This window comes from Pantoea sp. SGAir0418 (assembly GCF_043529865.1).
In genome coordinates, this window is the sequence record NZ_CP027913.1 from 136516 (window position 1) to 149343 (window position 12828).

The window sequence follows — 12828 nt, forward strand, 5'->3', positions numbered from 1 at the left end:
ACAAAGAATCAGGGAATGTTCTACAGACTTTTCCGAGCGTGGTGCGTCTCATTGAATTCAGGACCGAATAGCTAACGCGTTAAGTTCAATGAACGTCGCTGAGAGTTAAGTTTATCCCTAAACGTCAGTAGCAAGCTGCCGCCATTAAGGCCCTGAACATAATGCCCACTACGTCGCAAGCGCTCTAAAGCCGGCGCAAAGGAGTTAGAAGAGGTTGCTTAGATTCATCATTACTGGTTGCACGATTAGACTAACCGGGGCAGGGGATGGATTGGTAGAAAATATCGCTCGAAACCGGCTAAGCGGGACGTACGGCGTAGCTTACCACCGGGTTAGTAGCAGAGGGAATCCCAGCGTATTATGCATTACCAACGGTCATGCCAATTTTTATTCTTTTTACATTCTCAAATCTTTTTGAGGATGTGATTGCCTGCCTTCCTGAGGATCAAGATTGATGTCGTATCAGCCATTGTTTTTTCTGAAAGTACGATAATTTATTTTCCAGGCATTGAGCTTGTTATACAGCGCCGTACGGGAAATACCCAGTTGCTGTGCTGACCGACGCAGGTTACCCTGTTGCTCGTCGATAACTCGCAGGATATGCGTGCGCTCCATATTTTGAAGTGAAGGTTGCTTATTTTCATCTATTTGCCAATCTGGGGATTCCTGCAACGAGTCTGGCAGATCCGCGCGGGTGATCTGTAAACCCGCGCACAGATTAACTACACGCTCAATGACGTTTTCCAGCTCACGCACATTGCCAGGCCATTCCCAGGATTGCAGACAGGCCATCGCGTCCGGCATGACTGCTGGCGGAATACGTTTCAGACGCGCGCAGAGTGCCTGAATAAAGGTTTTGACCAGCTCTGGAATATCTTCACAACGATCGCGCAGCGGTGGTATCTCCAGAGAGATCACATTCAGGCGATAATAGAGATCACGCCGGAATGCACCTTTCGCCACCGCATCAAGCAGATTGCAATGGGTGGCGGCGATAATGCGCACATTCACTTTCACCGGCTGATCCGCACCAATACGCACAACCTCGCCTTCCTGTAATACGCGCAGAAGGCTGGTCTGTGCTTCAAGCGGCATCTCGCCAATCTCATCAAGGAATAGTGTGCCGCCGTCAGCCAACTCAAACTTGCCAGCAGAACCGCCACGGCGCGAACCGGTAAATGCACCATCGACATAGCCAAACAACTCGCTCTGCACCAGATCGCGTGGCAAAGCGCCGCAGTTAAGGGCGATAAAGGCCTCCTGATGTCGTGTGCTGGCATTATGGATGGCCTGGGCAAACAGTTCTTTGCCGGTCCCGCTTTCGCCGCTTAGCAGCACCGTACTGTCAGTGCGGCTGCTGGCGCGGGCCCTCTGGATAGCTTGCTGCATACGCGGTGCATCGCCGCGGATCATTTCAAAGGTGTAACTGGCGCTTACACCCATTACGCGCCGCGTGATGGCGCGGATGCGCTTATCCTCGCGCAGCGACAGCACGCGCCCGCCACCCGGTGCTGGCATCAGAGAGACCAGGCAGGAGAGGGGGGTGAGGCCTGCCGGCATAAACTGGATCTCACGGTCATTGCAGAACGGCATCGTCAACAGAGATACGCCTTGCGGCTGCAGCAGCAGATCAACCGGGGTATCCTGCGAATCAAGCCCACGGAAAATCTGGCGCGCATAACGGTTAAGCGTTTTGATACGGCCCTTTCTATCATAGACGATGACCCCCTCATTCAGGGTCTCTAAGATTGACTGCTGTTCAGCCAGCAGACGTTGTAGCGTAAGCTGCTGCCCGACGGCTTCCGCTGCCGCCTGTACGGTACCGAGAGTATGTGCGTTAAAGTTATCTGGCGTGGCGGTCAGGGTCAGCACGCCAATTAGTTGGCCACTGGCATCCCGTACTGGCGCTGCCGCACATTGACGACGGCGTTGGCGCAGATCAATCTTCCAGTTCTCACCGCTTAGCACGTATACCAGACGCTGTTCAATCAGACAGCGCGCGGTGCAGTTTGTCCCCAGCACTTCTTCACGCAGTATGCTGCCGACGGGCGTCAGGTCGGCACCGCAAAAATGCAGCGTGACGCCCTGCGCATCGGTGAGGTTGATATGGCCGTCCGGATTGTATGCCAGCAGATTCTCCATAATGCTGCGCGCCACCATAATTAACTCGGTGTTATGTTCGAGGATGGCGTTCAGCTCGCTGGCCGTCGGAGCGGTGTAGGTAAAGCTGTGCGGATCAATGGCGCGCTGCTGTGAACGCTGCCATGACTGTAAGATGCTGCGTCGCAGTGTTGGAGGCTGTTTACCCTGCATAAAGCTTTGCCAGCACTTCCATAATACTGTGTCCCAGCGGCTGGCTTCAGCCCTGTCAGGAAGGCTAAAAATAGCGTCGCTTTCTTCTCTTAACAAAGGCTGTTTATCCACTGGAAATTCTCCTGGCGTGAAATGTCCATTTTATGAACATGTAATGTTGACATGTAAATATTATTGCCAGCTCATGGGTTAACGTTGTGTAGGCGCTCACAAAATTTCCCACATTTCGGTTGGCATTACCTTTGCACATTCCCTTTGCAATCAAGGTCCAGATATCTAATTCGAATGAGCGAAGGGAAATAAATTGTTATGCGCAAACATAATTTACGCCTGATTCTGTTTATCTGTACCATCGCCTCCCTCAGCGGTGTGATTCTGGGTTATGACGCTTCGGTGATTTCCGGTGTTATCGATCCACTGACCGAACATCTGGCGTTAACGCCCTGGGAGAGCGGCTGGGCGATTTCTAACGTAATTCTCGGTTGCATCGCGGGTGCTTGGGGCGTTGGCTTTATTTCCGATCGTATAGGTCGCAAATCCACCCTGATCATTGCAGCTGTCCTGTTTGTGCTATCAGCCGTAGGCGCGGCGCTGGCCAATTCCCTCACGGATTTCGTCATATGGCGGATGGTGGGCGGTCTAGCGGTCGGAATGGCCTCTGTGGTTACGCCACTGTATATCGCTGAAGTCTCACCGAAAGACTGGCGCGGTCGTATGCTTGGCCTGCAGCAGATGCTAATGGTGGGCGGACAGGTTGCGGTGTATATCGTGAATTACCTGATTGCACGAGGTATGTCGCACCAGTGGATTGTAAGCGAAGGCTGGCGCTGGATGTTGGCTACTGGCGTGGTCCCCTGTGTCCTGTTCCTGTTGCTGGTTCCGTTTATGCCGGAATCACCACGCTGGCTGGCGCTGAATGGCAAGACTGATCGCGCCCGCCAGATATTGACTCGCCTCTCAAAGGCACAGCACGCCGAACGTCTGTTACAAGAGATTTTGACCACAACCCCGGAAGATAACCCCAACGCTACGCAGCGTGGCATTCTTCGCGATGCGCGGGCCCGCTACATCCTGCTGATCGGCTGCACCATCGCCATTTTACAGCAGATTTCCGGGATCAATATTCTGCTCTATTACGCACCGTCGCTGCTGCAAAACATTACCGGCAGCACACAGGCTTCGCTTTTCCAGAGTATTTTTCTTGGACTCGCACTGCTGGCCGGTGTGGCCGTTTGCCTGAGCACCATCGATAGCCTTGGCCGGACGCCGCTGCTACGCTGGGGTGCGCTGTGTTGCGCACTCTCTCTGGTATTTACCGTCTGGGCATTCATCGCTGAGGTGGGGGGGCTGCTTCCGGTTGTAGGGCTGGTGGCCTTCGCGCTGATCTTTGGTCTTTCGTGGAGCTTGGGTGCCTGGCTGCTGATTTCTGAAATTTTTCCCAACCGCATCCGCGCCGTGGCGATGGGCTTTGCCTTTGCTTCAATGTACGTCGCGAATTTTGTCGTGACCCAAAGCTTCCCGATGATGAACCGCAGTAGCGTGCTGACGGAACACTTTCATGGTGCCTTCCCGCTGATGCTGAGCGCGGTAGGATGCCTGGCGGCGTTCTGGTTTGTCCGACGCTTTTTACCGGAAACCCGGGGCGTGTCGCTGGAACATATTGAGCCTCTGATGCTTTCCAAATCCCGTCGCTTCGCCGCTGAGGCGCAGCGATCTGAGCAACAACCTTCCTCACCCTCATGGGCGAAAGCGAAATAATAAGGAGTTTTTATGAACCAGAAAATAGTACGCGTAGGTTTAATCGGCGCAGGCCGTATGGGCAGCTTTCATGCTGAAAATCTGGCATATCGGGTGCCCGGTGCCACACTCGCTGCAGTGGCCGATCCGTACCCTGGTGCAGCGGAAAAGCTCGCCAGCCAAATAGGTGTCAACAAGGCATACAGCGATCTGCATGCGATGCTGCAAGATAACGAAATCGACGCCATTGCAATAGCAGCTCCGGCGCGCACGCACGCCGAATGGGTGATCGCCGCTGCCAAGGCCGGCAAACATATTTTTTGTGAAAAACCGATGGCTGTCACTCTGGAGGAGGCCGATCGCGCTATCGAGTCGGCTAAACAGGCAGGTGTGGTTCTACAGGTAGGTTTTAATCGCCGCTTTGACTCTGGCTTTGCGGCGGCGATTGCCGCAGTAAAAAATGGTGAGAACGGCAGAACGCAGCTCAGCCGCTCTGTAACGCGTGATCCGGGACTTAAAGACCCGGCACCGATCCCGCAGTGGACAATTTTTCTCGAAACGCTGATCCATGACTTTGACACACTGCTGCACTTTAATTACGGCGCGAAGCCGGTTGAGGTATACGCGCTGGCCGATGCGCTGGTGCGTCCGGATTTCAAAGACAAGGGGCTACTGGATACCTCGGTGGTGACAATCCGCTTTGATAATGGTGCTATCGCCATCGCCGAGGCGAACTTCCAGGCGGTGTATGGCTACGATGTGCGCGGCGAAGTGTTTGGTAGCAAAGGCATGCTGCAGGCGGGTCACATCCACGCCAATCACTGTGTGCGTTATACTGCCGACGGTATTGCAGTTGACACCTCGCGGCTAGACTCAGATTTACTGCGTGAAGCCTATGTCGCGGAAATGACAGAATTTGCCCGCTGTATCCGCAGCGGTGAAACGCCGCGTGCCACTGGTGAAGACGCCCGTAATGCGCTGGAAATCGCGCTGGCCTGCATTGAATCTGTGCAGCGCAACCAGCCCGTCAAGCTGGGAGGTCACTGATGGTTGGTTATCAACTCTCTGTCTGCGCTGAAATGGTTTTCCTCGATCTGCCGTTTATTGAGCGCGTAAGACGCATTCATGCACTCGGCTTTGGCGTCGAAATTTGGGGATGGGCCGATAAGGATATTGATGCGCTGGTGGCGACAGGCGCGTGCTTTACCTCCATGACTGGTTATCTGAGTGGCAACCTGACCGACGAGGCGGAAATCAGGCAACTGCTTCAGAGTGCAGAAGCCTCACTGGCTGTGGCCGCCCGGCTGCAGTGTCCAGTACTTAACTTGCATGGTACGGGCCTTGACGACCGCGGTCTGCCGGTAAAACCCGTTAGCGTGGTGACTGGTGCTATGTGGCTAAAAGCCGCTGATACACTGCGTCAAATTGCCAAACTTGGCGAAGCTGCCGGGCGGGTATTCACTCTCGAAAACCTCAATCTGCAGGTCGATCATCCGGGCACGCCGTTTGCCCTCGCAGCCGATACGCTGGCGCTGGTGGAGACGGTCAACAGTCCGGCGTTGAAGATGAATCTGGATCTTTACCATGCGCAAATCGGCGAAGGCAATCTTATTGAGCTCCTGCGGCGCTGTGGTGCGGCAATCGGCGAGATTCAGGTTGCCGATGTACCTGGCCGCCAGCAGCCGGGTACCGGCGAAATCAACTATCGCGCCATCGCGCGAACGCTGCAGGAGATAGGCTATAACGGGACCGTCGCGATGGAAGGCTGGGCCAGCGGTGACAGTACGACGGCGCTCCAGCAGTTCCGCGATCACTTTATGTTGTAAGCATTGCCCGTCGGGTATTTGCCTGTTACCCGACGTTAAATAACCCCTCTAAAAAATAACCAAGTCTACTCTACAGGAATATATCATGAACATTAGAAACCTTTTACTTTGCCTGGGCTCGCTGGTGATCAGCGTGGGCGTAAGTGCCAAAACTTTTACAGTCGGTGTGGCGCTGGCTAACTTCGATCTCAATTTTGTCTCTATTCTTCGCACTCAGATGCAGCAGGAGCTCAATGCCAGCCAGCTCAACAGCCAGTTTGTGGATGCAAAAGGTGATGTGGCGCTGCAGGTTCAGCAGGTGGATGACTTTATCAATCAGGGTGTCGACGCCATCATCCTGAACCCGGTTGATACCCAAGGCGTATTGCCAATGATCAATGCGGCAAAAGGCGCCGGTATCCCCCTGGTGTTTGTGAACCGCAAGCCGGAAGTGAAGTTGCCAGCGGACATGGCCTATGTGGGTTCAGATTCCGCCTTGGGAGGCGAAATGCAAATGGAGGCGCTGGCAAAGAAGATGAACTACAAAGGCAACATAGCCATCCTGATGGGCGCGCTTTCAAATGAAGAAGCGCGCGAACGTACGCGCGCCGTGGAAGCAGTGATTGCCAAATACAAAGATATGCATGTGATTGAGAAGCAGTCAGCGAAATGGCAGCGCAATGAAGCGGTGGACGTAGTGTCAGGCTGGCTGTTGAACCAGCGACCGATTGACGCTATTGCAGCTAATAACGATGAGATGGCGATTGGGGCCATCATGGCGTTGAACCAGGCGAAGAACGAAAAAGTGCAGGTCGCCGGCATAGACGGAACGCCAGACGGTCAGCAGTTCATCAAAAGTGGAAAAATGGCGCTGACCATATATCAGGATGCCAGAGGGCAGGCTACTGGTGCGGTACAGGTGACCAAAGCACTACTGAATAAGCAGAAAGTTGAAACATTTAATTGGGTACCTTATCAGGTTATAACTCCAGAAAATTACACGGCGTTCGTGGCTAAGCATTAACTTTCATGTCTGTCATATAGGCAATTCAGGGCGGCCACGCTGGCGGGCCGCTATATAATCATTTCTCGCAAACCCAACTCATTTTCCTACCATGTAACAATAAAATATATGTCAGTGTCATAGTTTCGTGTTTACTTTTTAGCGGAAAGTTCAGCGAATTTCACACGTTTTCTTTTACGTTACAGATAATTGGCTATTTTAAATGTGTGCAATTGATATACGATGAAATGGCTGCAGACACGTTTTTGCTAGTGATACCCTTGATTGTGTCTCCTTACCTAACCTTTACTTATATCGCTACCTGAACTTCCTATTTCATGTGCATGAATGTGCTTTGTTATAAAAGAACTTTCTGAAATATCGGAAACGCATTCATGGATATTCGTAAAATTAAGAAACTGATCGAACTGGTTGAAGAGTCCGGCATCGCTGAGCTGGAAATCTCTGAAGGCGAAGAGTCGGTTCGCATCAGCCGTTCACCTGCCAATGTCGGTTACCCTATGATGCAGCAGGCTTATGCTGTTCCGGCTCCACAGCCTGCGCTGGCTGCTGCGGTTGCACCTGCTGCTGCGCCTGTCGCTGCAGAAGCGGCCAAACCTGAAGTCAGCGGCCACATCGTGCGTTCGCCGATGGTCGGTACCTTCTATCGCACCCCAAGCCCGGACGCCAAAGCGTTTGTGGAAGTGGGTCAGAAAGTGAACGCTGGCGACACCCTGTGCATCGTTGAAGCGATGAAAATGATGAACCAGATCGAAGCCGATAAATCCGGCGTTGTGAAGGCGATCCTGGTGGAAAGCGGCCAGCCGGTTGAATTCGACGAGCCGCTGGTCGTCATCGAATAACGAGGCGAAGCATGCTGGATAAAATTGTCATTGCTAACCGTGGTGAGATTGCGCTGCGCATTCTGCGTGCCTGTAAAGAACTGGGCATCAAGACTGTGGCGGTACACTCCACGGCAGACCGCGACCTGAAGCACGTGCTGCTGGCGGACGAAACCGTCTGCATCGGCCCGGCGCAGTCGGTCAAAAGTTATCTTAATATCCCGGCGCTGATCTCCGCCGCCGAAATCACCGGCGCGGTTGCGATCCACCCGGGCTACGGCTTCCTTTCTGAGAACGCCGATTTCGCCGAGCAGGTTGAGCGCTCTGGCTTTATCTTTATCGGTCCGAAAGCCGACACCATTCGCCTGATGGGCGACAAAGTGTCAGCGATCAACGCGATGAAAAAAGCCGGCGTACCCACCGTACCAGGCTCTGACGGTTCGCTGACCGACGACATGGAGAAAAACCGTGCCATCGCCAAGCGCATCGGCTATCCGGTGATCATCAAAGCCTCTGGCGGCGGCGGCGGTCGCGGTATGCGTGTTGTGCGCAGCGACAAGGATCTTGAGCAGTCCATCAACATGACGAAAGCGGAAGCCAAAGCGGCTTTCAACAACGACATGGTGTACATGGAGAAATTCCTCGAGAATCCACGCCACATCGAGATTCAGGTTCTGGCCGACGGTCAGGGCAACGCCATCTATCTGGCCGAACGTGACTGCTCCATGCAGCGCCGCCACCAGAAAGTGGTCGAAGAAGCACCAGCACCGGGCATCACGACGGAACTGCGTCGCTACATCGGCGAGCGCTGCTCTAACGCCTGTGTGGAAATCGGCTATCGCGGTGCCGGTACGTTCGAGTTCCTGTATGAAAACGGTGAGTTCTACTTCATCGAGATGAACACCCGTATTCAGGTGGAACATCCGGTCACCGAGATGATCACCGGCGTCGACCTGATCAAAGAGCAGCTGCGTATTGCTGCCGGTCAGCCGCTGTCCATCAAACAGGAAGATGTGGTGGTGCGCGGTCATGCGGTCGAGTGCCGTATCAACGCCGAAGACCCGAACACCTTCCTGCCGAGCCCGGGCAAGATCACCCGTTTCCACGCGCCAGGCGGTTTTGGCGTGCGCTGGGAATCGCACATCTATGCCGGCTACAGCGTGCCGCCGTACTACGACTCAATGATTGGTAAGCTGATCACCTACGGCGAAAACCGTGACGTGGCCATCGCGCGCATGAAAAATGCGCTGGCGGAACTGATCATCGACGGCATCAAGACAAACGTCGATCTGCAGATGCGCATCATGACCGACGAAAACTTCCAGCAGGGTGGTACCAACATCCATTATCTGGAGAAAAAACTGGGTCTGGATGGATAACAACGCCTTTAATTGCTGCCAACTGGCGGTAGATCTTAACACTTAAAAATGGAGATTATTTTGTCAGCTCTCTCATATGTGAAAGGTGCTCCGCATTCGGCATGGCAAATTTATCTGACTCAGGTCGAGCGCGTTTTGCCGTTACTTGGCGATTTAAGCCGCTGGGCTGATACGCTGCGCCATCCCAAACGCGCGCTTATCGTTGATATCCCGCTGGAAATGGATGACGGCAGTGTACGCCATTTTGAAGGCTACCGCGTCCAGCACAACCTGTCGCGAGGGCCGGGCAAAGGCGGGGTGCGCTATCACCCTGACGTGACGCTGGAGGAGGTGATGGCGCTGTCGGCCTGGATGACCATCAAGTGCGCTGCTTTGAACCTGCCGTTTGGCGGGGCGAAAGGCGGCATTCGCGTCGACCCTTCATCGTTGTCCGTGAAAGAGCTGGAGCGGCTGACGCGACGTTACACCAGTGAAATTGGGTCAGTCATCGGTCCTCAGCAGGATATTCCCGCACCGGATGTCGGCACCAACGCGCAGGTCATGGCATGGATGATGGATACCTGGTCAATGAATATGGCTGCCACCACTACGGGCGTAGTGACCGGTAAACCGGTACATCTGGGCGGATCGCTGGGGCGCGTCAAAGCGACCGGGCGCGGCGTGTTTGTGACCTGCTGTCGCGCAGCGGAAAAACTGGGTATTGATGTCGCGCAGAGCCGCGTCGCCGTACAGGGCTTTGGTAATGTCGGCAGCGTCAGCGCTGAACTGTTTGATGCGAAAGGCGCGCGCGTCGTGGCCGTTCAGGATCACAGCGCCACGCTGTATCACGCCGGTGGCATCAATATTCCTGATTTGCAACGCTGGCAGCAGCAACACGGCAGCATTAAGGGCTTCCCCGGCGCGGATAGCGTTACCGATGAAGCTTTCTGGTCGCTCGATTACGATATCCTGATCCCAGCCGCACTGGAGGGACAAATTACCGCTGCACGCGCTGCACAGTTAACCTGTCGCATGGTTGTCGAAGGCGCGAACGGTCCGACCCTGCCGGAAGCGGATGATATATTTCAACGGCGCGGCGTTGTGCTGATCCCGGATGTGATCGCCAACGCGGGCGGCGTAACGGTAAGTTACTTTGAGTGGGTGCAGGATTTCTCCAGCTTCTTCTGGCGTGAAGAGGAGATCAACCTGCGGCTGGATGGCATCATGAGCGACGCGCTGGACGCCGTATGGCAAAAAGCGCAGCAGCTCGCCATTACGCTGCGAACAGCGGCCTATGCCCTGGCCTGTGAACGTATTTTACTGGCGCGTAAGGATCGCGGTCTCTATCCCTGAATTGTAAAGGCCAGCAGGCTGGCCTTATTACTCAGAACTGATATACCAGCCCCAGCGCAACCTGATCGTCGCTGGGTAGACCGAGTTTATTATTGGCGTCAATCTGATTAATCTTCCACGCAACAAACGTGCGCATATTTTTGTTGAAATACCAGGTAAGGCCTGGCTCGATAAACTTGAGCAAATAAACCTCTCCTAATCCTTCGATATCTTTCGCTTTAGTTTGTACATAGGCGAGTGTTGGGCGCAAACCGTTAAGGAACTGATACTGCAGCGTCGCTTCGACGCTTTCTGTCTGGTTGGCGAACCCACTTTCGCCGGTCAGACTGTTGCTGATGGCATAAGCATTGCGCGTCTGGCCATAAAACGTGCCGAAGTACCACTGGTTGGCATCATATTTAGCGCCGACCGCCCAGCTTTCGCCGCGCTTACCCCGACCGTAAACGCCGTCTGCATTTTGCGCATCGGTACGATCAAGAGTGGCGTAGCCGCCGACAACGCTGACGCCGAAACGGGTATCGTAGCCCAGCGATGTTGCCCAGCCGTCGCCGTTAGAACGACTAATCGCATCGCGGTCGTTTTTACCCTGATACTGCACTCCGACGTTCAGGCCATCTACCAGTCCAAAGAAGTCGCGGTTACGGTAAGTGGCCACGCCAGTCGACCGGCCGCGTAAAAAGCCGTCGGCGCTGCCGGTCGGGCCGCCAAATTCGGGCAGCACATCAGTATAGGCAATCGCGTCATACACCAGCCCGTAATTGCGGCCATAATCGAAACTGCCGTAACGGCCTGCTTTTATACCTGCAAATCCCAGTCGGGTTTTATTATTATTTTGTGCATCCGCGCCCTCGCTGTTATTCAGCTGAGCCTGATATTCCCACTGGCCAAAACCGGTAATGGCGTCGCTGATTTGCGTCTGCCCTTTAAACCCAAAACGCATATATGATTGATCGCCGTCGAGTGTATCACTGCTCGATAAATAATGTTCACCCTGAACCTTTCCATAAAGATCGAGTTTATTTCCGTCTCTATTGTAAATTTCTGCGGCGTGGCTTATGCCGGATGTCGCTAGACAACTGGCTATGCAGGCTTGTATAAAAAGCTTCATCAGTTATTCCTCTTTATTTATATTTGATGGTTTTATCTACAGCGGGTAGGTAAATCCCTGAACGGAAATTCAGGGATTTAGATTAGAAAAAAGTTATAAGCCAGGGTAACAAAATAGCTCTATAAAGAAGACCGCATAATCTGCGCACGGCGCTGACGCTGATCGCTCCAGATGGCAAAAATACCCGCTAGTGCGACAATCAATGCGCCCATTAGCGTCGACGGACCTGGGAAGCTATTCAGGAACAAATAGCCAATCACCATCGACCACACCAGCGTGGTGTAATCGAACGGCGCCAGCAGCGAAGCGTCAGTGTAACGCAGGCTCAGTGTCATGAGGATTTGTGCCATGCCACCAAAAAAGCCGCACCCGATTAGAAGTAGCAACTGCATTGCCGAAGGTATGCTCCAGCCAAATAGGGAGGTAAAAAGGCCAATCAACATCGTCATCAGGGAAAAATAGAAAACGATGGCACCGGGTTTTTCAATGCCGTTCAGGAAGCGAATCTGCACGCTGGAGATGGCGGAACAGAGTGCGGCGACAAGCGCGAATAGCGCACCAAGGCCGGCGCCAGCTTTCGCACCTTCAGCAGCAAAAAAAGATCCGCTGGATGTTAAGTTTGCCGAAAGCATAATGATGATGCCTGTGAAACCTGCTACAACAGACAACCAGCGGGATAAGCGGACATTTTCCTTCAGTAATATTGCTGCCATTATAACTGTAAACAATGGAGCGGCATAACTTATGGCGGTGGCGTCTGCCAGTGAAATATAGATTAATGCTATATAGTTAAAATACATGCCACCAGTGCCCGAGAAGCCGCGAATTAAATGACCAAACAGGTTGCGGGTTTTAATACTCTCAAGAACACTACCCTGCATTTTTAGCCATATGAGTAGTGGAAATAGAGCAACGAAAGAGCGGAAAAATATGACTTCACCGGTTGGGATAGCACCCTGCAGACCTTTTACACAGGCCAGCATTAATGTCGCACAGAGGGCTGAGAAAATCTTTAGTGAAACCCCAATTCTGGCATTCATTCTTTTACCTTACATTCTATGTCACAGATGACGAACTATTAACATCTTCACCATAGGGTGCAGTGCTATCGTGCGGATAAGATAATTTTGTTCTGCCCGGATAGTTTTTCCTTATCACTACTCGTCATATAAATCACCTATCACCCGACAGCGTTTCCCTCTTACCTCTTTCTTAATGAATGCCGATATAGTCGCTTAACGTGCTGATAAAGACGCGAAATCCACGCGCCGCCCTGCGACGGAAAATCAACATACTTGAGGAATTCAGA

10 protein-coding genes are annotated in these 12828 nt (G+C 53.2%); 7 read left to right on the forward strand and 3 right to left on the reverse strand.

The genetic code is table 11. The features are described from left to right. Window positions 1-462: 462 nt before the first annotated feature. Window positions 463-2424, reverse strand: coding sequence for a sigma-54-dependent Fis family transcriptional regulator (locus C1N84_RS23045; RefSeq protein WP_394541957.1), 1962 nt, complete (start codon window positions 2422-2424; stop codon window positions 463-465). A gap of 198 nt (window positions 2425-2622) precedes the next feature. Here C1N84_RS23045 and C1N84_RS23050 point away from each other — a divergent pair, with 198 nt between their 5' ends. The 7 genes from C1N84_RS23050 to C1N84_RS23080 all read left to right on the forward strand — a co-directional run bounded on the left by C1N84_RS23050 (window position 2623) and on the right by C1N84_RS23080 (window position 10411). After that, complete coding sequence (locus C1N84_RS23050; protein WP_394541958.1) at window positions 2623-4071, forward strand: sugar porter family MFS transporter; 1449 nt, start codon at window positions 2623-2625, stop codon at window positions 4069-4071. Window positions 4072-4083: 12 nt separating this feature from the next. Next, a complete protein-coding gene (locus tag C1N84_RS23055) occupies window positions 4084-5097 on the forward strand; it encodes a Gfo/Idh/MocA family oxidoreductase (protein ID WP_394541959.1) in 1014 nt (337 codons plus the stop codon). Further along, on the forward strand, window positions 5097-5876 hold the full coding sequence (locus C1N84_RS23060) for a TIM barrel protein (RefSeq protein WP_394541961.1): 780 nt from the start codon (window positions 5097-5099) through the stop codon (window positions 5874-5876). Before C1N84_RS23055 ends, C1N84_RS23060 begins: the two co-directional genes overlap by 1 nt. 85 nt (window positions 5877-5961) lie before the next feature. Next, a complete protein-coding gene (locus tag C1N84_RS23065; RefSeq protein ID WP_394541963.1) occupies window positions 5962-6879 on the forward strand; it encodes a substrate-binding domain-containing protein in 918 nt (305 codons plus the stop codon). Window positions 6880-7253: 374 nt separating this feature from the next. Beyond that, complete coding sequence (accB, locus tag C1N84_RS23070; RefSeq protein WP_058759883.1) at window positions 7254-7721, forward strand: acetyl-CoA carboxylase biotin carboxyl carrier protein; 468 nt, start codon at window positions 7254-7256, stop codon at window positions 7719-7721. Window positions 7722-7732: 11 nt separating this feature from the next. Further along, a complete protein-coding gene (gene accC / locus C1N84_RS23075) occupies window positions 7733-9079 on the forward strand; it encodes an acetyl-CoA carboxylase biotin carboxylase subunit (RefSeq protein WP_394541965.1) in 1347 nt (448 codons plus the stop codon). Window positions 9080-9139: 60 nt separating this feature from the next. Further along, on the forward strand, window positions 9140-10411 hold the full coding sequence (locus tag C1N84_RS23080) for a Glu/Leu/Phe/Val family dehydrogenase (protein ID WP_394541966.1): 1272 nt from the start codon (window positions 9140-9142) through the stop codon (window positions 10409-10411). Between the two features lie 31 nt (window positions 10412-10442). On the opposite strand, the gene C1N84_RS23085 is transcribed toward C1N84_RS23080, so the two are convergent. Further along, the gene (locus C1N84_RS23085) at window positions 10443-11522 is read right to left on the reverse strand and encodes a porin (protein WP_394542046.1); all 1080 of its coding nucleotides are present in this window, start codon (window positions 11520-11522) and stop codon (window positions 10443-10445) included. A gap of 116 nt (window positions 11523-11638) precedes the next feature. Next, a complete protein-coding gene (locus C1N84_RS23090; protein WP_394541967.1) occupies window positions 11639-12559 on the reverse strand; it encodes a DMT family transporter in 921 nt (306 codons plus the stop codon). Between the last annotated feature and the right edge of the window lie 269 nt (window positions 12560-12828).